The following is a 25,709-nucleotide window of genomic DNA, read 5'->3' on the forward strand; positions in this document are numbered from 1 at the left end:
AATTTTATCAAAGGTTCACAATAGGCTGATCGTTATTTAGGCAATAATGCCACTTCATAACAACCATCATATTTTAATGTACGCACCTGAACTTGTTCATCACGGGAAGTCGGCACATTTTTACCTACATAGTCTGCCCGAATCGGCAATTCACGATGTCCGCGATCCACTAAAATCACCAATTCAATTTTAGCTGCTCGACCAAAATCCGTTAACGCATCCATTGCAGCACGAATGGTTCTTCCAGTGAATAGTACATCATCGATTAAAATGACTTCTTTACCCTGAATATTCATATAACTGGAGGCACCACTATACACAGGAGTTGGATTTTCAGGTTCAACATACTCTAAGTCATCACGGTAAAACGTGATATCCAATTCCATCATTGGAAGACTTACACCATTCAATTCTTCAATGCGACGTTGAATCAATTCTGCAATTTCTGCTCCACGACGTTTTACCCCAACTAAAATCACATTATTGAAATCTTGGTGCTTTTCAATAATTTCATGGGAAATACGTGAAATGGTGCGTAAAAATCTGTCTGCATCAATAATGATTTTTTCCATTTTATCTCTCGCTTTGTTTATATCGCCTAAAGTGCGGTTAAAAAACACTGATTTTTTTGACCGCACTCTTACTGGAATATTAACCGAATTCTAGCTCTACCGCATTTTCACCGAGCAAATTCACCAATTCTGTTAGAATCTCATCCGTTGGTGTAATCGACCATTGAATCCCTAAACGCAATAACGCACGGCCTTTTGCACTTTGATAATATACGTTAATTGGTAAAGTGCCGCCACTAACAGGTTCTAACATTTCTTTCAGTTTCTTAATAAAACTTGGGCTAATCTGCTCCTCGGACAAGCTAATGGCCAAAGATTTCGCATAACGGGAACGCGCCTCATCTAAAGTCATCAAATCCCGTACAGACATTTTTAATCCGCCTGAAAAATCGTCAAAACTTACCTGGCCAGATACCACCACAACCGTATCTTTTTGCAGTTTTTCACCAAATTGGTCTAAACTTTCTCCAAATAGGGTTAAATCCAAACGTCCAGAACGGTCATCAATGGTTGCGATACCAATCCGATTGCCTTTTTTCGTTGTTGCAAAACGAGTTGAGACTAACAAACCAGCTGCTGTGCTAATTTGCCCACGGCGATTCGGAGTAAGATCTTTTAATCGAGTAGAACTGTAATGAGAAAGCTCTTTTAAATAACGACTTACCGGATGGCTGCTTAAATACAAACCAAGGGTTTCACGTTCACCATCTAAAATTTGTTTTTCTGTGTAAGGTGGCGTATGAGCGTAAGCATTTTCCACTTCTTCGTGTGTTTCTGTTAGCACACCGAACATATCGGTTTGCCCCATGGCCTCATCTTTTGCATGCTGATCAGAGGCCTTGAGTGCATCTTCTAGATTCTTAGATAACGCCGCACGATGTGGCCCTAACTTATCAAACGCACCCGACATAATCAGACTTTCAAAGGTACGACGATTAATTTTCTTCAAATCAACGCGAGCACATAAATCAAATAAATCTCTGAAAATGCCACCTTCATTACGAGCGGTAATCAATGCATCAATCGGACCTTCCCCCACACCTTTAATGGCGCCGATACCGTAAACAATCTCACCATTTTCATTCACACTAAAATGATGTTTCCCTACATTGATATCCGGTGGGGTAACTTTTAAGCCCATACGTAAACATTCATCGTACAAGCCAACAATTTTATCCGTATTATCCATTTCCGAGGTCATTACCGAGGCCATAAACTCAGCAGGGAAATGGGTTTTCAGCCAAAGGGTTTGGTAAGATACCAATGCGTAAGCAGCAGAGTGCGATTTATTGAAACCATAGCCGGCAAATTTTTCCACTAAGTCGAAAATCTTCATGGAAAGCTCGCCATCAACACCATTTTTCTCAGCACCTTCTTTAAACACAGAGCGCTGTTTCGCCATTTCTTCCGGTTTTTTCTTACCCATCGCACGACGTAATAAGTCCGCACCACCAAGAGTATAACCTGCTAACACCTGAGCAATTTGCATGACTTGCTCTTGATACAAAATAATACCGTAAGTTGGCTCTAAAATCGGTTTAAGGCTTTCATGTTGATAGTTTGCGTCAGGATAAGACACTTCTTCACGACCATGTTTACGGTCAATAAAGTTATCCACCATGCCCGATTGTAATGGACCTGGTCGGAATAGTGCCACCAACGCGATAATATCTTCAAAACAGTCTGGCTGCAGGCGTTTAATCAAATCTTTCATCCCGCGCGACTCCAACTGGAATACGGCAGTCGTTTCAGATCGCTTCAGCAACTCAAAAGATTCAGGATCATCTAATGGAATAGCGGCAATATCGACTAACGGTTTGCCTTCACGAGTAAGGCGGGCATTAATCATATCTAGTGCCCATTTGATAATGGTGAGTGTACGCAAACCTAAGAAGTCAAACTTCACTAAACCGGCATATTCCACATCATTTTTATCGAAGTGGGTAACAGGATGAAGTCCCTCGTTGTCGCAATAAAGTGGTGCAAAGTCTGTAATCAAAGAAGGCGAAATCACCACACCACCTGCGTGTTTACCCGCATTTCTCGTGACACCCTCTAGCTTACGCGCCATATCAATTAGGGCCTTGACTTCTTCATCTGAATCATATGCCACTTGTAACTGTGGTTCAGCCTCAAAAGCCTTGGCTAAAGTCATGCCTGGGTCAGGTGGAATCATTTTCGAAATACGATCCACAAAGCCATAAGGATAGCCTAATACACGCCCCACATCTCGAATTACCGCTTTGGCTGCCATGGTACCGAAGGTAATAATTTGTGATACCGCACCACGACCATAGGTTTCTGCCACATGATCGATAACACGATCCCGTCCATCCATACAGAAATCCACGTCGAAATCGGGCATGGAAACACGCTCTGGATTGAGGAAACGCTCAAAAAGAAGATCGAATTCAAGGGGGTCCAAATCAGTAATTTTTAGTGCATAAGCGACCAATGAACCCGCACCAGAACCACGCCCAGGCCCTACCGGAATATCATTGTCCTTTGACCACTGAATAAACTCCATGACGATTAAGAAGTAACCTGGAAAGCCCATTTGGTTGATCACATCGAGTTCGACTTGAAGACGCTCATCATATTCCGGTCGTCTTTCTGCCCGTACTTTTTCATCGGGGAATAAAAATGCCAAACGCTCTTCCAAGCCTTCTTTGGATTTCATCACCAAATAATCTTCCGTGCTCAGCTCGCCAGTTGGAAATTGAGGGAGGAAATATTGCCCCAAACGCAAAGTCACATTACAGCGTTGCGCTATTAATACCGTATTTTCAAGTGCAGAAGGAATGTCCGCAAATAAGTCGCACATCTCTTCTTCTGAGCGGAAATATTGTTGCTCGGTATAACGTTTTGGACGTTTCGGATCGTCAAGGGTATAGCCATCATGAATAGCGACACGAATTTCGTGCGCCTCAAAATCATCAGGCTCAAGAAAAACCACATCATTGGTCGCCACAAGCGGTAAATCATGTGCTTCAGCAAGTTTTAATGCAGCTTGAATATAACGTTCTTCATCAGGACGACCCGTTCGGGAAAGAGAAAGGTAGAAATGGTCAGGAAAAAATTCTTGATAAAAACTGACCGCACTTTCCGCCTCAGAGCTATTTTCTTTAAGGAGTTTTTTTGCAATATCGCCTTGTGTGCCACCCGATAAAACAATTACACCCTCACGGTGTTCAATCAACCATTCCTGGTCGATATAAGGCAAGTCCACATAGCCGCGTTGATAGGCTTTTGAAAGCAATAAGGTGATGTTTTTATAGCCTTCATTGTTCTTAGCAAGTAAAGTAAGCGTAAATAATTCCTCACCGCATAACTCGCTTTTAACATGAACATCGGCACCAATAATCGGTTTAATCCCCGAAGAAAGGGTTTCACCATAAAAACGCACCACGCCACAAAAATTAGTAAAATCGGTTAATGCCAATGCGACCATATTATTTGCTGCACACGCTTTGACCAATGGTTTCACTTTTACGATACCATCAATCATTGAAAAATCGGTGTGTGTACGAAGGTGTACAAAACGCGGTTGAGTTGACATCAATAATCCTTATTTTGATAGTTAAAACAGATAACTTAGGCTTTTTTAATATCTATTCTAGCTAAGCCTTCTTTAAAAGCGAATCCATAACGTCTTGGTATTGACGCTTCAAATCGACCATTCTCTACTGTAGTTTCATAGCTGCAAACTTTAAATTCAGGCACACGAATAAAGGAATAATCAACATTCACCATAGGCGATATTTTTGAGTATAACGTCCATCTGACTTTGCACCCTTCTTCAAAAGAGGTTTTCGCATCAAAAACGCTTGCTCCTTCGCAATGCGCAATTTGGTAATTAGGATAAAACTCTCCAGGGAAAGGTTTTGCATCACAGAAATTAAATACTCTATCATGAGCGAATACATCTTGGCGAATATAGCCCCACAACTCTTCAGCAAGGAAATCCTGATCGGCAAAATGACGAGAGTCGTAACCCTTATCAACAAAACGTTGAATTCTTACTTCCATATCAGGCACAGCGCCAGCTTTAGCGCCCCACATCCCCGCTAAAATAAGTGCGGTATGAGAACCTGAATCACGCATCGTATGGAATGAGCGACCATTTTCAATCCATTCAGCCACGGCTTCACTCTCTCGGTGAGAAACCACGGAGTCAGCATCACGGAAGATCACATACTCAGCTTCAGGATCATTAATGGCGAGAAAACGCCACATTGCACCAGGCCATTTATTCACTGGTGAAGTAACATAAACCACTTCTGCACCATTATTTTTTAATCGCTGAATTGCTCCAGTAGAAACTGAATCATCTACATAAAAACGGCATACCCAACCAGGGAATAACATCGGAGAAACCTGTGTATTTAATACAGCCGGTTCAATATATTTAGAGTTATTACCAAATAAAGAAAATGCAATAATTCGTTTACCATTTTTAGGTGCAGGAGCTGGGAGCATTTCCTGTGTCGGAACGGGAATAGCTTTATCTTTCAACTCAAGAGCTAAACTGCCATAAAAGCCTGAACGCTCCCAATTGTCTACGGCACCATAAGCATGTGCCAATAAATCTAAAGCCGGAATATATTGTGCATCTAATTTTAATGTTTTTAATTCTGCTTCAATCGCCTCTTCCCATTTTAATTGTTGCAAATAAACATAAGCAATTTTATGAGGGTATTCGGGATTATTGGGATCAAGCAAGCAAAGCGTTTCAGCCAGCTTGACTGCTTCATCATATTCTTTATTTTCAAGTGAAGAAACGTAAGATCGCTCTAGCGCTTTTTGTGCGTCGATATTATTCATAATCAAAATAAATTGGTCATAATTATTACGCCGGAACTATGAAAGCACCGGCGTAACGAAATTTTATATTCAGGTTTTATTATTTTCTTGCCAATGGTGGCACGAAAGTTAAACCTAAATCCCAAGGTTGTTCAATCCAAGTGTTTTGTGGAATATCAATCACGTAATCATCCACTAACTCAGCACCTGCAGGTTTTGCGAATACCGTGACGAATTTTGCTTTTGGATACATTTCACGAATTGCACGAGCGGTATTGCCGGTATCTACCAAATCGTCTACCACGATCATTCCTTCACCATCACCATCTGCGCGGTGTAATACTTTTAATGCACCTTGTTCATCGTGATCATAACTGGCAATACACACAGTTTCTACGAAACGAATATTTAATTCGCGAGCAAGTACCGCTGCTGGGAATAAACCACCACGGCTTACTGCAATGATACCTTTCCACTGAGTGGCAGGAAGTAAACGTTCCGCTAATTTGCGGGCATGCATTTGGAACATATCCCAAGTCACAACATATTTTTCGCTCATAACAAATACCTTAAACTTTGTCGCTAAATAAAAAAATTGCGGAATTTTAACCTGAAATGGCGTTTTATGCTATGATTTCCGCAAAAATTTTAATGAAAAAAGGAGTTCATTATGTCAGAAATTATCACATTACAACCGCAATTACTTTGGAAATGGTTTGATCAAATTTGTGCGATTCCACATCCATCTCATCACGAAGATGCACTCGCGACCTTTATTGTTAACTGGGCGAAAGAAAAACAATTTTTTGCTGAGCGTGATGAAGCCGGTAATGTATTAATCCGTAAACCAGCCACAGTAGGAATGGAAAACAGCCAACCCGTTGTCTTACAAGCACATTTAGATATGGTGCCACAAGCCAATGAAGGCAATCCTCATAATTTTACCCAAGACCCGATTCGCCCTTATATCGACGGTGATTGGGTAAAAGCACAAGGTACGACACTTGGCGCGGATAACGGTATTGGTTTAGCCTCAACCTTAGCGGTATTGGAAAGTACCGATATTGCACATCCACCACTTGAAGTGTTACTCACCATGACTGAAGAAACCGGCATGGATGGTGCCGTACACCTTCGCCGCAACTGGTTAAAATCAGAAATCCTAATTAATACCGATACCGAAGAAATCGGTGAAATCTATATTGGTTGTGCTGGTGGGGTAAATGCGAATGTTGAGCTACCTGTTCACCGTGAAAACAATCCATTCAGCCACACCTTACAAATTAACTTAAAAGGTTTGCGAGGCGGTCACTCTGGTTGTGATATTCACACCACACGTGCGAATGCAATTAAAGTATTGGCGCGTTTATTAGCAAAACTTTCACAAAATCAACCGCACTTTGCCCTTGCAGAAATTCGTGGTGGCTCAATTCGTAATGCGATTCCACGTGAAGCCGCCGCAACTATTTGTTTCAATCATGATGTAGAAAGCGTAAAAAGTGCAGTCAAAAATTTTGAAGTTTTATTGAAAGAAGAGCTTGCTATCGCTGAGCCAAACTTAACCTTAACCGCTGAGCAAGTTGAAAATCCACAACAAACCTTCACGCTTGAAACCACCAAAAAAGTGATTAATTTGCTGAACGTCTTACCAAATGGCGTGATCCGCAACAGTGATGTCATCAAAAACGTGGTGGAAAGCTCGTTGAGCATTGGTGTATTAAAACCCCTTGAAGATAAAATCAAAGGTACCATTCTTATTCGCTCGCTTATTGAAAGTGGTAAAGAGTATGTAGAAGAAACCTTAACCTCACTCGCTGAACTCACTGGTGCAACAGTTGAATTTTCAGGTTCTTACCCTGGTTGGAAACCAGTAAATGACACGGCAATTTTGACATTAATGAAAAAACATTATGCAGAAGTGCTTGGCAAAGAGCCTGAGATTAAAGTGATTCATGCAGGGCTTGAATGTGGCTTGTTGAAAGAACATTATCCGAATATTGAGATGATTTCTGTGGGGCCAACTATTCGCAATGCGCATTCGCCTGATGAAAAAGTCCAAATTTCAACAGTACAAACGTACTGGGAGTTACTCACTAAAGTCTTAGCGGATATTAAATAATCTACAAATAAAAGGGCTAAATATTACATTTAGCCCTTTATTTTTTTATCTTTTATAAACTACGTAATGCTTCGATACGTTTTTCAAGTGGAGGATGGCTCATAAAGAGTTCGCTACGTTTGCCGTTAATCATAAAGGCATTAAGTGAACCTTCCATCTCTTGCGGCTCATGAATTTGTTGTAAACGTTGCAATGCCGCAATCATTTTTTCTTTACCGACAAGTTGTGCAGAGCCTGCATCTGCGCGGTATTCGCGATAGCGTGAGAACCACATCGCGATAATGCTCGCTAAAATACCAAATACAATTTCTAACACCATTGAAACCAAGAAATAAATGCCTGAACTACGGCTTTCTTCATCGCCATTACGAGAACTTGCTACCACATTGGCGATCACGCGAGATAAGAAAATCACGAAGGTATTCAATACGCCCTGCAATAAAGTCATTGTCACCATATCACCGTTCGCGATGTGTGAGACCTCATGAGCCAATACTGCTTCAGCTTCCTCTTCCGTCATGGAGTTTAATAAGCCTGTACTAATCGCCACTAAAGAATTGTTTTTAGTCGCACCCGTAGCAAAAGCATTCGCATCATTAGAATGGTAGATCGCCACATCTGGCATTGGGATGCCTGCTTGTTGCGCTTGACGGCGTACCGTTTCTACCAACCAACGTTCAGCTTGATTACGTGGCTCGGTAATCACTTCAGCGCCCACAGAGCGCAATGCCATGGTTTTTGATAAAAATAACGAAATCAATGATCCGGCAAAACCGAAAAGCATCGCCATAATTAAAATGCCACCTGTACTATTTCCTGCAATACCGGTCACATTTAAAATAATCCCTAACACAAGCATCACAGCAAAGTTAGTGGCTAAAAATAAAAGGATTCGCATCATAATAAAGTTCCTCAATAAAATAGAAAGTAAACACTGCAATAATGGAGAATTTTTTACAAAATTCAAGGTTAAACAAATAATTTATTGTAAATCTTCTAAGGTATTAAAATTTACAAATCGTCCTTCTTGTTCGTCAAATTGGACAGCAACCGCGCCATTTTTGTTCATAAATTGTAATAAGCGACGTTCGCCCTCGTTTAAATAAGCACGTAACTTCTCTTTAAGCTGAACGGACATCAAACAAAATGTCGGGTGTTCACGCTCCTTATCTTTTGCATAAGCAATTAAAGTGCGGTCATTTTTAACCGCACTTTTTAATTTTTCTAATAAGTTTTGTGGAAAATACGGGCTATCACAAGGCACAAAAAGTACAAAATCCGTTTTAGCTTGTTCGAGTGCTGTCAACATACCACTCAATGGCCCCTGAAAATCAGGCAATTCATCTGAAAATACAGGAAAACCCCATTGTGCATATTCCGCATGGTGACGATTAGCATTAATTGAAATATCAATCACTTGAGGTTGTAAGCGTTCAATCACATGGCTAATTAATGGTTTATCTTGTAAAAGCTGCAAGCCTTTATCCGCACCATCCATCCTCCGCGCTTTTCCTCCTGCCAAAATAACCGCACTTATTGTGTATTCCATATTTTCTTATTGCCTTATTTGAAGTATGATCTAGCCTTATTTTTCTCCATTTAAAAGGAAATAGCAATGAAATGTAAGCGTTTAAATGAAGTATTGGAACTTTTACAACCTTATTGGTCTAAAGACCCAGATCTGAGCTTGCTACAAATTCTGCAAAAAATTGCTGATGAAGCAGGTTTTGATAAACCTGTAGCAGAATTATCTGATGAAATTATTATTTATCATTTAAAAATGCACGGCACAGATAAATTTGAGCCAATTCCAGGCATCAAAAAAGATTATGAAGAAGATTTTAAAACCGCCTTGTTAAAAGCTCGCGGAATTATTAAATAAGGAAAAACAAATGAAAAAAGTTTTATTTTTACTCGGTGCTTTATTTTCATTTAACGCATTCGCAGCTAATTTAGAAGAAGGTAAACAATACGTTCAAGTGGGTCAAACCGCTTCTGCACAGCCTGAAGTGATTGAATTTTTCTCTTTCTACTGCCCGCATTGCTATGCCTTTGAAATGGAATACCACATTCCAAAACAAGTTGCAGAAAGCTTACCAAAAGGCACTGAATTTAAACAATATCATGTTAACTTCTTAGGTCGTCAATCTGAAAACCTCACTCGCGCATGGGCATTAGCGATGGCACTTGGTGCAGAAAGCAAAGTGAAAGCGCCTTTATTTGAAGCGGCACAACAAGATAAATTAAGCTCAATGGACGATATTCGCAAAATCTTCATTGATAACGGGGTTACTGCTGAACAATTTGATAACAACATCAACAGCTTTGCTGTAAACGGTTTAGTGAATAAACAAGTGAATGCAGCGGAACAGTTCCAAGTACATGGCGTACCTGATTTCTATGTCAATGGCAAATACCGTGTAAACCCTGAAGGTTTAAATTACGACGATTTCGTCAAAGATTATGTAGAAACCGTGAAAGGTTTATTGCAAAAATAAAAAAAAATTGGTTTAATGCCTGCCGTTTTTAAATATAAAGAAGAGAGATGATTTTATGGCTGCTAGTTTCAGTGTTACTCGTCGTTTTTTTGACGACAAAAACTACCCACGCGGATTTTCCCGTCACGGTGATTATACAATCAAAGAATCCCAAGTATTAGAGCAATATGGTCAAGCGTTTAAAGCATTAGATTCAGGCGAGCGCAAGCCAGCGACAAAAGAAGAAAAAGAATTTGTTGCATTTTGCCGTGGTGAACGTGCACCAGAAACTTTCTTCGAAAAAACCTGGAATAAATATCGTACTCGCATTAACACAACAAAACGTGTTTACACCTTATCTGGTGATGTGAGCGAAGCGGCTTCTGGCGGCGAAGATTATTCTGGCGAATAATACATTTTAAAAGGCAGGCAGAAGCTTGCCTTTTGCTTTTTTACTCAATCCCCATGCTTGCCAAGGGCTGTGGGATATTTATCATTCAAACGTAAACATCAATGCAACTACCGATTTCCCAATATACCGAACTCCTGCAAAAAAAGACTGAAAAACTGACCGCACTTTTGCAGCCCTTTAACGCCCCAGAAATAGCCGTGTTTGATTCACCGACTAGCCATTATCGGATGCGTGCGGAATTTCGTATTTGGCATGATAAAGGCGATTTTTATCACATCATGTTTGATCAAAGCACCTTGCAGCGTTATCGAGTGGATGAATTCCCAATTGCCAGCGAACTGATCAATCACATGATGAAAACCTTACTGCCATTGTTAAAAACGCAGGAAGTATTACATAAAAAACTGTTCCAAATTGATTATTTGAGCACGCTCAGCAATAAGATTATTGTAAGCCTGCTTTACCACAAGCAACTCACAGAAGAATGGCAAAGCGCTGCTACACGCTTAAAAGAAGAATTACAACAACTTGGTTTTGATGTGCAGCTGATTGGTCGTGCGAGTAAACAAAAAATCTGTTTAGAGCAGGATTTTGTCGATGAAGTGTTACCAGTGAAAGGGCGTAATTATGTTTATCGCCAAGTGGAAAACAGCTTTACCCAGCCTAATGCAGCGGTAAATTGCAAGATGTTGGAATGGGCGATTGATTGCACCCAAGGTTCGCAAGGGGATTTATTGGAACTGTACTGCGGTAACGGCAATTTCTCCATCGCCCTTGCACAAAACTTCCGTAAAGTGCTTGCTACCGAAATCGCTAAGCCATCTGTTGCGGCCGCACAATTTAATATTGCAGAAAATAAGATAAATAATCTGCAAATTATCCGTATGTCCGCAGAAGAGTTTACCCAAGCAATGAATGGCGTACGTGAGTTTAATCGCTTAAAAGGTATTGATTTAAAAGCCTATCAATGCAATACGATTTTTGTGGATCCACCACGAGCAGGACTTGATCCTGACACGGTAAAACTGGTGCAGAATTACGATCGTATTTTGTATATTTCCTGCAATCCACATACCCTTTGTGAGAATTTGCAAGCCCTAAGCCAAACCCACCGCATTGAAAAAGCGGCGCTGTTTGATCAATTCCCTTACACAGATCATATGGAAAGCGGCGTATGGCTGGTGAGAAAATAAAAATTCAACTGCTTGCCGAAGCGGGAACATTGTCAGAATTGACCGCACTTTGTTCCCCTCTTGGTATCGAGCATTGTACTGAAAGTCCACTTGCATTGGTGCGAACAGAAACCCATCTTGCCCTGCGTAAACTAGACGAGCCTAAGCTGGGCGATGTGTTTGTAGATTTCGTAGCTGGTGCGATGGCGCATCGTCGTAAATTTGGCGGTGGACGTGGCGAGGCTATTGCCAAAGCTGTAGGCATTAAGGGAACTGAATTACCTTCCGTGATTGATGCCACCGCAGGACTTGGTCGAGATGCCTTTGTTTTAGCTTCTATCGGTTGCCAAGTGCGCTTAGTAGAACGTCATCCAGTAGTATATTTGCTATTGCAGGATGGTCTCAATCGTGCCTATCAGGATGCAGAAATAGGTGACATGATGCAACAAAATATGCGCTTACTAGATGTTAATCATATTGCCGAACTTAATCCACAAACCGAGAGTGCCGATGTAGTGTATTTAGATCCAATGTATCCACATAAGCAAAAATCCGCCCTAGTTAAAAAAGAAATGCGTATATTCCAACATTTGGTTGGTGCAGATTTGGATTCCGATGAGCTCTTGACACCTGCGCTACAATTAGCCCGTAAACGTGTGGTGGTAAAACGTCCTGATTATGCAGAATTTTTAGCGCAAAAAGCACCCCATGTTAGTCGTGAAACCAAAAATCACCGCTTTGATATTTATATGGGAGAAGAGCAATGCTAAAAGAAAGTGCAGTTGTGATGAGCTATGATGCGGAAACCGGTCTTGCTAAAGTGAAATGTCAATCACAAAGTGCCTGTGGAGCTTGTTCGGCTAGAGAAGCCTGTGGAACAGCTTCCCTTTCTGAACTCAATGGCAAGCGAGGCGAGCATATCTTCACGCTCGAAACCATCACGCCACTCCGTGCAGGTCAAATGGTAGAAATTGGTCTAGAAGAAAAATCCATACTTTTCTCCGCACTGTTAATGTATATCGTGCCACTTTTCACTCTATTAGTTGCAACATTACTCTCCAACTATATCAGTGAAAATGAACTTATCCGTGCGATTTTAATCTTTATTTTGACCGCACTTTCCTTTGTAATGGTTAAACGTTACACCCGAAAACTCGGCCAACAAACGGAATTTCAGCCGGTATTGCTGAGAGTTTTATCCTAAATAAAAAAGAGCGGTTAAAAACAAGTTAATTTTCAACCGCTCTTTTGTACTTAGCTTATTGCAACTCAAAAGACTTACATGAAGATGTGGGCTTTTCTATTAAGATAATAATCTTTGTACTAAAGAAGTATAAATATTAACCCCAGTAAGCAATTGATTTTCATCAAAATCAAATTCAGCTTCATGATGACCTGCTGTGCGATCTGCACCAAGAATGAAGTAAATAGCCTTGCCCCCATGTTCTTGTACACATCTACCTAAAATAGTCGCATCTTCACTTGCATTAAAAGCATAATCTGAATTTACGTTATTTATTTGTGGTTGTTCAAGGGATATTTCTTCAATGAGTTTTATAAGTTCAACATCGTTATTCATATCCACTGCTTCACCTACAATTTCAGTTTCATACGCTACATCAAAACTTATGGAGAGACCTTTGGCTATTTGCATGACTTGTTCAGTCATGTATTCATTAATTGCTTTATTTTCTCCACGCACTTCTAATTGTAATTCAGCAGAGGATGGAATGACATTTCGTCCTTCACCCGCTTTTAGCACACCCACATTAATTCTTGTCATGCCTTCACCATGGCGTGCAATACCATGAAGTTGAGTGACTGTATGCGCTGCAGCTAATAAAGCATTACGACCTAAATGGGGAGCAGCACCTGCATGTGCAGGTTTACCTTTATAGCGAATATCAATTTTTGTAGTGGAAAGAAAATTTCTTGGATTAGCAATGACTGTGCCTGTATTCGCGCAAAAACTAATGTGTGAAGAAGCAAAATAATCTGCATCATCAATTATGCCACTTTGTGCAATGGCTGCTGCACCTCGAACACCTTCTTCTGCTGGTTGGAATACAATTTTTACTTTTCCAGTGAGTTTATCTTTGTTCTGAGCGATCCATAATGCAACACCTAAACCTATTGTAATATGTGAATCATGTCCACAAGCATGCATAAAACCATCGTTAATTGAGGCAAAACCTTCTTTATTTGGAATATGCTCGGATGAACGAGTTTCTGTTACATTCACACAGTCAATATCAAAGCGTAACGCGATGGTTTTCCCTGGTTTACCTGAATCAAATAATGCCACACAACCAGTGTACCCTTCCATTTTTTCGAGCCATTTTTCATTAGCTCCATAGGCTTTTGCATTAGCTAAACCTTTATCTACTACGGCTTGTTTTCGTCCACGAACAAAGTTCGGATTTATAATTTGTTTGCCAAGAAAAATTTCAAAACAACCTAAGTCTTCCAAGTAATCCGCAATGCGAGAAGTTGTCCAAAATTCACTCCAACCAATTTCTGGAAAACGATGAAATTCACGACGCCATTTAACAAGTTGATTTAAATCTAAGTTCATTTTTTCTCCTTTAAAAGTCTATAAAAACAGACCGCACTTAAATAAAGTGCGGTCAATTTTTTACTATTTCTACAACATAAATAATGCTAAGAATAAAACAGCAAGTATCATACCTGGTGCGGTACGTTTTACCATTTCTACTGGGCTTACCATCGCAAGGCCTGCACAAACAATGGTTACACCTGCAATTGGTGAAGCGGTACGACCGATTGCACCAGCAATAGCTGCTGCCATACCAAGATTTACGTGAGTGTAACCGAGCTCTACAGCATGTGGCGTGACGGCAGTGTTAAAGGCAATCGCTGCTGCATCGCCAGAGCCTGTAATTAAGCCCATTAAGAATGGTCCAATTGTTGCACCCCAACGTACAAATTCGTTGGATTCTTTTAAGAAAGAAATTGCAGCATCAACTGCGCCCGTAGATTTTAATCCTGCTACAAATACGCTAGCTGCAATGATGATACCAAGTACGTTTGCATAAGAATTTCCCATACCATTGAAAAATTCTTCAGTAATTTTTACTGGGGAAATACGAGTTACTATAATGCCGTAAATTGCGCCAATAAGCATCGCTTGAGGAACTCCCATTTTAGTCCATTCAAGACCTGGTACTTGTTGTAATGACGTTCCACCAATTACTAAAATAACTAATGGTATTAATGGTGCAAGGGCATAAAGTACATTGACGCCTTCAACAACTTTAATTTCACTTTCTTTTTGTTCTGCAAGATAAGCTTCACGATGTTGTTCACCATAATCTTTAAAAACAAGTGCAAGAATTGTTAAAACAACCGCACCTATTGCTCCCGCAGTCATGCTATATGGCGCATGTGAAAGGTTTACTTGAGTGATAGTTAAGCCTGACATTTCACTAATCATTGCTGAGTGAGAAGAACCCGGGCTCATCATTGATCCAAAAGTCCCTGCTAAAATAGCTGCACCAGCAGTAGCTGGTCGAACACCCGCACTTTTTAAAACAGGAATTAATGTTGCACCAACCGCAGCTGCACAACCAGCAGCAGAAGGAATAGCAATATTGATGAAAAAGGTGATGACTGTTGCAATCGGAATTAAGAAGAATTTTAATCCGCTTAATGGTTTGGTAAGTAAATGTACCAGATGAGTATCACATTGAGTGTATTTCATTACATAAGCAAAACCCATACTGGAACAGATAGCCATAATTAATCCGCTAGATGTCATGCTTTTGGCAAAAGCATCTAATGCGCCCATTGGATTAAGCGTCAGAATGGACATTATTAAACCAACACCAATCAAAACGGTTCGGGTTTCGGCTTTTTTAATTAGAAAATAAATTGTGGCAATAATGCCAACCACTGCAACGATGGATTTAAATAATTCCATTATATATTCCTTTTAAGTTAATAAGAAAAAGTTGTATTGATGTCAAATGTGCCACATTCCATATTTTCACTGAAGCACAAAATAGGATTTTCACCCAACACAGTTGCCATTTCATTTTGTATATGAAGCGCAGAACCTTCAGGCAATGCATATACAAGTGCGGTTGGATTAACGAGTAAAAATTCTGCCAAACGTTCTTCTCGGCTTTCACCATTGTGACCTTGCATTTTACCTGAAATAAAGTGCGGATTAATTTGATGAGGAAAAAGCTGTAATGCTTGAAATGAAGGAGGATAAGTAATCGGCATATCATTAGTTGTCATAATAGATGCGCCAGCTACATTGGCCCCAGCACTCCAACCAAAATAAGGCGTACCGTTATTCACTTTTTCACGAATGATATCAATCAAATTGTGTTCATAAAGTTGTTTTAACAAACAAAATGTATTCCCGCCGCCAATAGCGATGATATCTGCTTGTTCAATGATATCTCGATGCTGTTTACCATGATGAACGGAAACAATATTCATCCTTAAATCAGAAAGTGCATTTTGCACAGTTTTTTCATATTCATCAAAAGTGCGGCGTACCCCAGCATAAGGCACAAAAGCAATTGTTTTACCACGATAATCAGTCAGAAAATTTTGTAACCAAGGTATGGTGTGTTCAAGATAACCTGTGTTCTTGTATTTTGAGCTACTGAGCAGTAACATGTTTTTCATTTTCTACTCCTTTTTAGAGGCATTTAGCAATATCGATATTACACTTAGGGAAGGTTAATTTTCAAAGAAAAATTATTATTGTTTGACGGATATCAAAAAATAAACCTTATCAGGAGAAAACTATGTCAATTAATCTTAATCGTGTTCAAAATTTAATTGAAAAACTGGCTTTTATTTCATCAGTACCAAACGAGCTGACTCGCTTAGCTTTTACAGAGGAGGATGAAAAGGCCCATAATATGATTATTGAATTATGTAAAAAATATGATTTATCTATTCGTCGAGATTCAATTGGAAATCTTTTTATTCGTAAGGCAGGTAAAGAAGATTTTTTACCTGCCGTTGCATTCGGATCACATATTGATACTGTTGTAAATGCTGGTAAATTTGATGGTCCTTTGGGATCTGTTGCTGGATTGGAAATTCTTTTGCAATTATGTGAACAGAATATTCAGACTTGTTATCCTTTAGAATTGATAATTTTTACTTGTGAAGAATCGAGTAGATTTAATTTTGCTACATTAGGTAGTAAAGTTATGTGCGGCATAGTAAATCAAGAAAAATTAAGTTCGTTACGTGATAAACAAGGAAAGGGTTTATCAGAAGCTATGGCTGAAGTAGGAATGAATTTTAATTTGGTTAATCAAGCAAAACGTGATGCAAAGGAATTTAAATGTTTTTTTGAACTTCATATAGAACAAGGCCCTCGTTTAGAGAATGAAGGAAAAACAATAGGTGTTGTAACAGGTATTGCTGCTCCGATTCGTGCAATTGTTAAAATTAAAGGACAAGCGGATCATTCAGGAGCAACAGCAATGCATTATCGTCATGATGCATTGTTAGGAGGAGCTGAGTTATCACTTGCTATTGAGCAAGCTGCTATTCAAGCTGGACATTCTACAGTAGCTACTGTAGGTAATATTACAGCTAAACCAGGAGTAATGAATGTTGTGCCAGGATATTGCGAATTATTAGTAGATATTCGAGGTACACATGTACAAGCTAGAGATTCCGTATTTGAATTATTACAAAAGGAAATTAGTAAAGTTTCAGAAAAAAGAGGATTATTAATTGAGTTACAACTTATTTCAAAAGATAATCCAATAGCATTACCTGAAAATATGGTAAATCAAATAGCTGAAACTGCACATTCCCTTGGTTATTCTTACGAAATAATGCCAAGTGGTGCTGGACATGATGCAATGCATATGGCAACACTTTGTCCGACAGGTATGATTTTTATTCCATCTCATTTGGGAATTAGTCATAACCCTCTTGAATTTACTGATTGGAAAGATATAGAGGCAGGAATTAAAGTTTTACAAAAAGTTATATTAGAACAGGCTGAAGCTTGTTAATTGTTATAAAAACTCGTATAAATAATACGAGTTTTTTTATAAAGGCAACTCCGTTGTCGATTTTACTGTTTTTAATATGATTTCTGATTTTAATGTTTTAATGCCGATTGCATTTGTAAGGTAGGTATTTTTTATATGATTAAGTTCTTCAATATCAGAGACACAAAGCTTAAGTAAGAAGTCGTAACTGCCAGCCATAAAATGACATTCAATAATTTGTGGGATTAATTTCACTTCAAAAATAAACCGCTCTTTAAGCTCTGGGTTTTCTTCATTGAATGTACCTAAGAGATAGGAAATCAGGTGACAATTTACTTTTTTAGGATTTAACAGAGCAACATAGCCATCAATCACGCCGTCATACTCTAACTGGTTCACTCGCCGTAAACAGGCAGAATTTGACAAACCAATCTCTTTTGCTAACTCATTATTTTGTAAACGTCCATTTCGTTGTAATGCTTTTAAAATGCGAGTATCAATATTATCAAAGCATTTCTTCATATAAAGGTCCTTTTATGAGAGTTTTGGTAAGAATAATACAACAAAACCGCAGGCATTACCTGCGGTTTTTTCTCATTATTAAGAACCATAAAGTGAAACTTGGACAAGAAGTAAAATCGAGCCAATTAGGAGTAAGCATCCAATCATTGGTAAAACAAATTTTACCCACTTGTTAAACGGAATGTGTAACATTTGAAGTGTCACAAGTACTAATCCTGTCGGTGCTAAGAATAGCATCGCATATTGTCCCCAGTTATAAGCTGAAACCACGATATCACGAGGAATACCTACAGCATCCGCTAACGGCGCCATAATTGGCATTGATAGCACTGCAAGTCCTGATGATGATGGAACAATAAGTCCAAGGAAAATGAAGACGACTAATTGACCAAGGATAAATAAGCTACCAGGCATTCCACTTACGAGATTAGACATATAATCTAGGATTGTGTCAGAAATCATTCCTTGTTCTAGTACAAGGTTTACACCACGAGCAAGACCAATGATTAATGAAACACCTACAAGTTCAGATGCACCCTCTGTGAAAGACTCTACGATTTCTTTCTCTTTTAGACCACTGATTAACATGATAACAATGGTGAAAGAGAGAAATGATGCCGCCATTTGAGGAAACCACCAACCACCTGCCATAACCCCCCAAATCATCATTGGGAACGCTAAACAGAATAGAATGAGTATAAGTTTTCTTCTTAAAGTGAATTCAATAACAGCATTTGGATCAAAGTTTTTCATATAACGTTGACGAAATTCATCTCTATCTTCATAAGTATAAGAAAAACTTGGATCTGCCTTCACTTTTTTACCATACCAATATAGGTACGCGATTACACAAAGACCACCTAGCACTAAACCAATAGTACGGAAACCAATCCCTTCGGTGAATTGTATTCCTGCTGCATTAGAAGCTATAACAACTGAAAATGGGTTAATTGTTGAGAAAGCCGTGCCCATAGATGATGCTAAGAATATAGCCCCGACACAAATAATAGCATCATATCCTAACGCTAAGAACACTGGTACCAGAATCGGATAAAAAGCAACAGCCTCTTCTTCAATACCACAAGTTGTGCCACCAAGAAGCATCAAAATAGATACACTAAATACTATTAAAAACTCATTTCCCTTTGTTTTTCTTGCTAAAGCCATTAATCCCGCATTAAACGATCCTGTACGATTTATTACACCAATCATACCTCCAAGGACGAAGATAAAGACCATTACATCGACAGCTTCAATTGTTCCCTCAACCATACTGACTGGAATATCTTGAATACCTTTATGATGTTGCTCGATACGCTGATAAGAACCAGGAATGGCGATAGGTTTTTTGATTACACCTTCAGTAAAATTAGTGAGTTTAATTTTAATGTTAAAGTCATCCAGTGTTTTTTCTGTTGCGGGATATGTTTTATCTTGTTCACCATAAGACTTAACAACAAAAACCTTATCCTGCATATTATAGGTTAATTTAGAGTAGGAGCCGGAAGGAATAACCCAAGTAAGCCCTACAGCAATAATTAAAATGAAGAAAAGAATAGTAAATGCTGATGGAAAACTAAAACTTTTCTTTTTATTCGCTGCTTCCATAATTAACTCCTTGTTAATCATAGTGTGATAAATTAGCACCGTATAGCATCACATAATACGATGCCAATTTCATTAGTACTGATACGTCTCTTTTATATTATTAATCGTAATAGGTAATGTGGTCTGCATTCTTAGTAATGCGAGTACCTGCTTTTCCTTTTACAATATCTACAATATCAGAAAGAGAACCAATAACAGCATCTTTTCCGGTGTTACGTGCAAAATTAACAGCAGCTTGAACTTTTGGTCCCATTGAACCAGCAGCAAAGTTAAGTTTTTCCATTTCTTCCGGAGAAGCTACCGCAATAGCTTTTTGCGTTGGTTTACCCCAATCAATAAAGGTTGCAGAAACATCGGTAGCAATAACAAAGAGATCTGCTTCTAAATTTTCTGCAAGTAATGCAGAACATAGATCTTTATCAATTACAGCCTCAACCCCTTGTAAATTATGCTGTTCATCATAATAAGTCGGGATACCGCCACCACCAGCACAAATCACGATGCTGCCTTTTTCTAACAACCATTTCACTGGTCGAATTTCGAATATACGTTTAGGTAATGGACTTGGCACAACTCGACGATATTTGTCTCCATCTTGTGCAATAGACCAATTTTTTTCTTTTGCTAAACGCTCTGCTTCTTCTTTAGAATAAACAGGACCGATTGGTTTTGTCGGATTTTTAAAAGCAGGATCATTGATATCTACTTCAACTTGGGAAAGTAATGTGGCAAATGGAACTTCAAAAGGAACTAGATTACCTAATTCTTGTTGAATCATATACCCAATCATTCCTACAGATTCAGCACCTAAAACATCTAATGGATAAGTCGGGACATCCTTGTAAGCCGCCCCCTGTAAAGCAAGTAAACCAACTTGAGGACCATTACCATGAGCAATAACTAATTCATTATTTGGATAAATTTTAGCAATTTGCTCACAAGCAATACGCACATTTTGTCGTTGATTTTCTGCAGTTAATGGCTCGCCTCGACGTAACAAGGCATTACCACCTAGTGCAATAACAATTCTCATAATTCCTCCTAAGCTAAACTTGCTACCATTACCGCTTTAATTGTATGCATACGGTTTTCAGCTTGCTCAAAAGCAATATTCATTGGCGATTCAAATACGTCTTCAGTCACTTCAATACCATTTGCTAAAGCAGGATATTTTTCAGCAATTTGACGACCCACTTTGGTTTCACTGTTATGGAACGCTGGTAAGCAGTGCATAAATTTCACTTTAGGGTTACCAGTGCGTTTCATTAACTCTGGAGTCACTTGGTAAGGTAATAATAATTGGATACGATCACCCCATGTTTCTAATGGTTCACCCATTGAAACCCAAACGTCAGTATGTACAAAGTCAACACCTTTCACAGCTTTATCAATATCGTCAGTGACTGTGATTCTTGCTCCACTTTGTTTAGCAAAACCTTCACATAATTCTACTAACTCAGCATCTGGTAATAATGCTTTAGGACCACAAATACGGACATCCATACCTAATTTTGCACCAATCAACAATAAAGAGTTACCCATATTGTTGCGAGCATCACCAATATATACGTAGCTAATTTCACTTAATGGTTTATCGCAATTTTCAATCATAGTAAGCACATCAGCGAGCATTTGTGTTGGGTGGAATTCATCTGTTAACCCATTAAAAACAGGTACTCCGGCATAATCAGCAAGCTCTTGAACAATACTTTGTTTAAATCCACGATATTCTATTGCATCGTACATTCTTCCAAGTACTCGAGCTGTATCTTTCATACTTTCTTTATGCCCAATTTGAGAGGAGTTTGGATCGATATAAGTTACTCGAGCACCTTGGTCATAAGCGGCGACTTCAAAGGCACAACGAGTACGAGTTGAGGTTTTTTCAAAAATTAATGCGATATTTTTACCTTGCAGTTTAGGTTGCTCAGTTCCCGCATATTTCGCTCGTTTTAAATCGCGGGATAAATCTAGTAAATACTTAATTTCACGCTCTGAATGATTAACAAGACTTAATAGGTGTCTATTTTTAAGATTGAAAGCCATAGTAATCTCCTTATTTTATGTCATTAATAAATGGTGGGTATTCACTTATCTACTTACTGTGAATGGTCAAATTTTAAAAATAATCAAATCGAATTTGATATCTTGTTTTTATTTAAAATGTAAATTTTTGCAATAAAATTCAATATTTTATTTAATGGACGCAATTTTATTTTGCATTTTTTAATTTGTGATGTGTATCACACTTCATTTCAGAACTTTATATTGCGCTTTCTTTATATGTAAAAGAGATTTAAAATCCCGTCGATTCTCACACTACAGGAGCACATATGATCAACAGAAGAGATTTCATCCAACTTGGCGCAAGCAGCATTTTAGCGTTGAGTGCGAGCCGTTTTGCTTTTGCGAAAAGCGACACACAAGTCGATTTGCGTATCGTAGCAACGACCGATATTCACAGTTTTTTAACTGACTTCGATTACTACAAAGATGCACCTACTGAGAAATTCGGTTTTACCCGTGCAGCAAGCTTGATTCGTCAAGCACGTAAAGAGGTGAAAAACAGCGTTTTAGTTGATAACGGTGACTTAATCCAAGGTAACCCAATTGCTGACTATCAAGCCGCGAAAGGTTATAAAGAAGGCAAACCAAACCCAGCCGTAGATTGCTTAAATGCAATGCACTATGAAGTGGGCACATTAGGTAACCACGAATTTAACTATGGCTTAGATTATTTAGCCGATGCGATTAAACAAGCGAAATTCCCTATCATCAATGCTAACGTAGTGAAAGTCGGTACTGAAGAGCCCTATTTCACACCTTATGTGATTCAAACCAAAGAAGTGGTGGATAGCCAAGGTAAAAAGCACAAACTAAACATTGGTTATATCGGTTTTGTACCACCACAAATTATGGTGTGGGATAAAGCAAATTTACAAGGCAAAGTTGAAACGCGCGATATCGTGAAAACCGCACAAAAATATGTGCCAGAAATGAAACAAAAAGGCGCCGATATTATTGTGGCACTTGCTCACACAGGCCCATCAGATGAGCCATATCAAGAAGGTGCAGAAAACTCAGCATTCTACCTTGCTGATGTACCACACATTGACGCGATTGTTTTCGGTCACTCTCACCGTTTATTCCCAAACAAAGAGTTCGCCAAATCACCAAATGCAGATATTGCTAAAGGAACCGTAAAAGGCGTACCTGAAAGTATGGCGGGCTACTGGGCAAACAACATTAGTGTAATCGACTTAACCCTTGCTCAACACAACGGCAAATGGTTAGTGGCTGATGGTAAAGCGGTACTTCGTCCAATTTACGATGCAGAAAACAAAAAAGCGACCACAGAAAGTGATGCCGAATTGACCGCACTTTTAAAACCTGTGCATGAAGCCACCCGTGAATTCGTGGCACAGCCAATCGGTAAAGCGACAGATAACATGTATAGCTACTTAGCCCTAGTGCAAGATGACCCAACCATTCAAATTGTGAACCAAGCACAAAAAGCTTACGTTGAAAAAGTAGCACCAAGTGTTGCAGCAATGGCGGGCTTACCAATTTTAAGTGCAGGCGCACCATTTAAAGCAGGCGGACGTAAAAATGACCCAACGGGCTATACTGAAGTTAACAAAGGTGAATTAACGTTCCGTAATGCAGCAGATTTATACCTCTATCCAAATACCTTAGTTGTTGTCAAAGCAACCGGTGAAGAACTGAAAGAGTGGTTAGAATGTAGCGCAGGTATGTTCAAACAAATCGATCCTACCAGCGACAAACCACAATCTTTACTTGATTGGGACGGTTTCCGTACTTATAACTACGATGTGATTGACGGCGTAAATTATGAATTCGACCTCACTCAACCACCGCGTTATGACGGCGAATGTAAATTGATTAATCCGAATTCACACCGTGTGGTGAATTTAACCTACCAAGGTAAACCAGTTGATCCAAAAGCAGAATTCTTAATTGCGACTAATAACTATCGTGCTTACGGTAATAAATTCCCAGGCACAGGCGATGCGCACATTGTTTACGCTTCTCCAGATGAAAACCGCCAAATTCTTGCGGATTACATCAAAGCAGAAAGCGAAAAAAATGGCCATGTAAACCCAAGTGCGGATAAAAACTGGCGCTTTGCACCGATTAAAGGTAACGATAAATTAGATGTACGTTTTGAAACCTCACCAAGCGAACAAGCGGCAAAATTCATTCAAGACAATGCGCAATACCCAATGAAGAAAGTCGGCACCGATGACGTGGGCTTTGCGGTATATCAAATTGATTTATCGAAATAACAAAAAAGGGCGTGCTCAGCACGCCCTACTTATTTCAAAGTGCGGTCAATTTTGACCTTATTTTTCTTCTTTTGGAAGTCTGATTAAGGAAAAGATCAAGCCGCCCCAAATCACAAAAAGCGCCACAATCATCATTGTAATTGCAATACTTGTCATCTTTATTCTCCTTTTTCTTCAAGCTTGAAGTTGTCTTCATTTTTCCATTTTAAACGAGAAAGAATGAACGAAACAACCACTAGCGAAATTGCCATACCCCAACCAAAGATATTTACAAACCAGCTTGGATAGCCTTCATAACCTTCTGTAAATACTTTCGCACCTTCACTCAATAACATAAAGGCAAGAATACCAGTTGTGATGACAATGCATAAACGCCATAGGAAACCGACTTTGAATGAAGAGCTTTGATTTAAGTGGTTGCCTAATAAGCCTAATTTTTCATTTGCTACAATCACAATTAATGAAACAAATGCCACTGCTACAATACCGAAGTAGTTTACGAATTTATCTAATACATCAAGCATTGGTAAGCCAGTTGTTGTACCAAATAAAATGACTGATACAACCATCATTGGTAAACCAACAACGAAGGTCGCTTTTGCTCGACGTAAACGGAGTTTATCTTGAATCGCTGAAATGATTACTTCAATAACAGATATAAATGAGGTTAATGCCGCAAAGGTTAATGAACCGAAGAACAATACCCCTAATACTTCACCGAATGGTGCTTTATTAATAATAGTTGGGAATGCAAAGAAGGCTAAACCAATACCACCTTTTGCCACTTCGCTTACTTCTACACCTTGCGCAGTTGCGATGAAACCTAATGCCGCAAATACACCGATACCGGCAAGCACTTCAAAACTTGAGTTCGCAAAACCAACAACTAAGCCGCTACCTGTTAAATCAGAATCTTTTTTCAAGTACGATGCATACGTAATCATAATCCCGAAACAGATGGAAAGAGAGAAGAATATTTGACCATAAGCCGCAATCCACACGCTCGGATTAGAGAGTTTTGACCAGTCTGGTGTAAATAGTGCGTTTAAGCCTTTTTCTGCACCTGGTAAGAATAAAGAATAAACTACCAACGCCACAAACATCACCACTAAAACAGGCATTAAGATATCTGAAGATTTAGAAATCCCTTTTTGAATACCTAAAGAAAGCACACCTAACGCCACCAACCACACAGCAATTAATGGACCAGTTACCATGCCGACAAACTCAAAGCTCACACCATTGCTGATATCGCCCATTTTTAAGAATTCGTGTAGGAAGAAATCAATCGGTTGGTCGCCCCAAGCAGAATTAAGTGAGAAATAGGTATAGCTTGCCGCCCAACCTAATACTACCGCGTAGTAAAGACCGATGATGACGTTCACCATTACTTGCCACCAACCAAACACTTCAAAGTGTGGGTTAAAGCGACGATAAGAAAGAGGAGCACCACCACGATGGCGATGACCGATTGCGTAATCTAAGAAAAGCAATGGAATACCGGCGGTTAAAAGTGCAATAAGGTAAGGGATAATAAATGCACCGCCACCGTTTTCATAAGTGGTATAAGGGAAACGCCAGATGTTTCCTAAGCCAACAGCGGATCCAATCGCCGCCATAATAAATGCTTTCCGACCAGAGAAGGTCTCACGCTTTGCGTTTGACTGCGTCATATTAAGTTCCTTTTGAATGAAGAAAGATTTCAATATAATGAATTC

At 39.2% G+C, this 25,709-nt stretch carries 24 protein-coding genes; 9 read left to right on the forward strand and 15 right to left on the reverse strand.

What is annotated here, in order from left to right; genetic code table 11:
- Positions 1-32 precede the first annotated feature (32 nt).
- From pyrR to gpt, 4 genes are all read right to left on the reverse strand, one after another.
- Entirely contained in the window at positions 33-572 is a 540-nt protein-coding gene (gene pyrR / locus AC979_RS07930) for a bifunctional pyr operon transcriptional regulator/uracil phosphoribosyltransferase PyrR (RefSeq protein ID WP_041918208.1), read from the reverse strand.
- Between the two features lie 79 nt (positions 573-651).
- A complete protein-coding gene (gene dnaE, locus AC979_RS07935) occupies positions 652-4,131 on the reverse strand; it encodes a DNA polymerase III subunit alpha (protein ID WP_049373753.1) in 3,480 nt (1,159 codons plus the stop codon).
- A gap of 35 nt (positions 4,132-4,166) precedes the next feature.
- Positions 4,167-5,396, reverse strand: a complete 1,230-nt coding sequence (locus AC979_RS07940; RefSeq protein ID WP_049373754.1) for a phosphoribosyltransferase — start codon at positions 5,394-5,396, stop codon at positions 4,167-4,169.
- 79 nt (positions 5,397-5,475) lie between these two features.
- Positions 5,476-5,934: a xanthine phosphoribosyltransferase gene (gene gpt, locus AC979_RS07945; RefSeq protein ID WP_049364228.1), complete on the reverse strand. Its 459-nt coding sequence runs from the start codon at positions 5,932-5,934 to the stop codon at positions 5,476-5,478.
- A 111-nt stretch (positions 5,935-6,045) separates the two neighbouring features.
- Between gpt and AC979_RS07950 the strand changes: the two genes are divergently transcribed.
- On the forward strand, positions 6,046-7,494 hold the full coding sequence (locus tag AC979_RS07950) for an aminoacyl-histidine dipeptidase (RefSeq protein ID WP_049373755.1): 1,449 nt from the start codon (positions 6,046-6,048) through the stop codon (positions 7,492-7,494).
- A gap of 52 nt (positions 7,495-7,546) precedes the next feature.
- Here the strand turns inward: AC979_RS07950 and htpX are convergent, their stop codons facing one another.
- Both htpX and mobA read right to left on the reverse strand, forming a co-directional pair.
- On the reverse strand, positions 7,547-8,398 hold the full coding sequence (gene htpX / locus AC979_RS07955) for a protease HtpX (protein ID WP_192829122.1): 852 nt from the start codon (positions 8,396-8,398) through the stop codon (positions 7,547-7,549).
- Between the two features lie 78 nt (positions 8,399-8,476).
- On the reverse strand, positions 8,477-9,043 hold the full coding sequence (mobA, locus tag AC979_RS07960) for a molybdenum cofactor guanylyltransferase MobA (RefSeq protein ID WP_049373756.1): 567 nt from the start codon (positions 9,041-9,043) through the stop codon (positions 8,477-8,479).
- 66 nt (positions 9,044-9,109) lie between these two features.
- On the opposite strand from mobA, the gene AC979_RS07965 reads away from it, so the two are divergent.
- From AC979_RS07965 to AC979_RS07990, 6 genes are all read left to right on the forward strand, one after another.
- Entirely contained in the window at positions 9,110-9,376 is a 267-nt protein-coding gene (locus tag AC979_RS07965) for a YihD family protein (RefSeq protein WP_049355575.1), read from the forward strand.
- 10 nt (positions 9,377-9,386) lie between these two features.
- A complete protein-coding gene (dsbA, locus tag AC979_RS07970) occupies positions 9,387-9,992 on the forward strand; it encodes a thiol:disulfide interchange protein DsbA (protein ID WP_049373757.1) in 606 nt (201 codons plus the stop codon).
- Between the two features lie 55 nt (positions 9,993-10,047).
- Positions 10,048-10,383, forward strand: coding sequence for a DUF413 domain-containing protein (locus AC979_RS07975; RefSeq protein ID WP_032804166.1), 336 nt, complete (start codon positions 10,048-10,050; stop codon positions 10,381-10,383).
- A gap of 101 nt (positions 10,384-10,484) precedes the next feature.
- The gene (gene trmA / locus AC979_RS07980) at positions 10,485-11,576 is read left to right on the forward strand and encodes a tRNA (uridine(54)-C5)-methyltransferase TrmA (RefSeq protein ID WP_049373758.1); all 1,092 of its coding nucleotides are present in this window, start codon (positions 10,485-10,487) and stop codon (positions 11,574-11,576) included.
- On the forward strand, positions 11,558-12,325 hold the full coding sequence (locus tag AC979_RS07985; protein ID WP_049373759.1) for a class I SAM-dependent methyltransferase: 768 nt from the start codon (positions 11,558-11,560) through the stop codon (positions 12,323-12,325). Before trmA ends, AC979_RS07985 begins: the two co-directional genes overlap by 19 nt.
- Complete coding sequence (locus tag AC979_RS07990) at positions 12,319-12,759, forward strand: SoxR reducing system RseC family protein (protein ID WP_049373760.1); 441 nt, start codon at positions 12,319-12,321, stop codon at positions 12,757-12,759. The genes AC979_RS07985 and AC979_RS07990 overlap by 7 nt, the downstream gene beginning before the upstream one ends.
- Positions 12,760-12,858: 99 nt before the next feature.
- On the opposite strand, the gene AC979_RS07995 is transcribed toward AC979_RS07990, so the two are convergent.
- From AC979_RS07995 to pepE, 3 genes are all read right to left on the reverse strand, one after another.
- Complete coding sequence (locus AC979_RS07995; protein ID WP_049373761.1) at positions 12,859-14,130, reverse strand: M20 family metallo-hydrolase; 1,272 nt, start codon at positions 14,128-14,130, stop codon at positions 12,859-12,861.
- A gap of 69 nt (positions 14,131-14,199) precedes the next feature.
- Complete coding sequence (gene dcuC, locus AC979_RS08000; protein ID WP_049373762.1) at positions 14,200-15,495, reverse strand: C4-dicarboxylate transporter DcuC; 1,296 nt, start codon at positions 15,493-15,495, stop codon at positions 14,200-14,202.
- A 17-nt stretch (positions 15,496-15,512) separates the two neighbouring features.
- Entirely contained in the window at positions 15,513-16,217 is a 705-nt protein-coding gene (gene pepE / locus AC979_RS08005; RefSeq protein WP_049373763.1) for a dipeptidase PepE, read from the reverse strand.
- 122 nt (positions 16,218-16,339) lie between these two features.
- Here pepE and AC979_RS08010 point away from each other — a divergent pair, with 122 nt between their 5' ends.
- Positions 16,340-17,575: a Zn-dependent hydrolase gene (locus AC979_RS08010; RefSeq protein ID WP_049373764.1), complete on the forward strand. Its 1,236-nt coding sequence runs from the start codon at positions 16,340-16,342 to the stop codon at positions 17,573-17,575.
- A gap of 36 nt (positions 17,576-17,611) precedes the next feature.
- On the opposite strand, the gene AC979_RS08015 is transcribed toward AC979_RS08010, so the two are convergent.
- The 4 genes from AC979_RS08015 to AC979_RS08030 form a co-directional block, all read right to left on the reverse strand.
- The gene (locus tag AC979_RS08015) at positions 17,612-18,076 is read right to left on the reverse strand and encodes an Lrp/AsnC family transcriptional regulator (RefSeq protein ID WP_049373765.1); all 465 of its coding nucleotides are present in this window, start codon (positions 18,074-18,076) and stop codon (positions 17,612-17,614) included.
- A 78-nt stretch (positions 18,077-18,154) separates the two neighbouring features.
- Positions 18,155-19,684 (reverse strand): YfcC family protein, encoded by a 1,530-nt coding sequence (locus tag AC979_RS08020; protein ID WP_049373766.1) that lies wholly within the window; start codon positions 19,682-19,684, stop codon positions 18,155-18,157.
- Positions 19,685-19,784: 100 nt separating this feature from the next.
- Entirely contained in the window at positions 19,785-20,717 is a 933-nt protein-coding gene (gene arcC, locus AC979_RS08025; protein WP_049373767.1) for a carbamate kinase, read from the reverse strand.
- 8 nt (positions 20,718-20,725) lie between these two features.
- Entirely contained in the window at positions 20,726-21,730 is a 1,005-nt protein-coding gene (locus tag AC979_RS08030) for an ornithine carbamoyltransferase (protein WP_049373768.1), read from the reverse strand.
- A gap of 287 nt (positions 21,731-22,017) precedes the next feature.
- On the opposite strand from AC979_RS08030, the gene cpdB reads away from it, so the two are divergent.
- A complete protein-coding gene (cpdB, locus tag AC979_RS08035; protein ID WP_049373769.1) occupies positions 22,018-23,991 on the forward strand; it encodes a 2',3'-cyclic-nucleotide 2'-phosphodiesterase in 1,974 nt (657 codons plus the stop codon).
- A gap of 57 nt (positions 23,992-24,048) precedes the next feature.
- On the opposite strand, the gene AC979_RS10340 is transcribed toward cpdB, so the two are convergent.
- Positions 24,049-24,147, reverse strand: a complete 99-nt coding sequence (locus tag AC979_RS10340) for a methionine/alanine import family NSS transporter small subunit (RefSeq protein WP_032827301.1) — start codon at positions 24,145-24,147, stop codon at positions 24,049-24,051.
- Positions 24,148-24,149: 2 nt separating this feature from the next.
- Positions 24,150-25,664 carry a sodium-dependent transporter gene (locus AC979_RS08045; protein ID WP_049373770.1) on the reverse strand — a complete coding sequence of 505 codons (1,515 nt, stop codon included), beginning with the start codon at positions 25,662-25,664 and terminating at the stop codon, positions 24,150-24,152.
- Positions 25,665-25,709: the final 45 nt, after the last annotated feature.

It is taken from the genome of Parahaemophilus parainfluenzae (assembly GCF_001053575.1).
GTDB lineage: Bacteria > Pseudomonadota > Gammaproteobacteria > Enterobacterales > Pasteurellaceae > Haemophilus_D > Haemophilus_D parainfluenzae_S.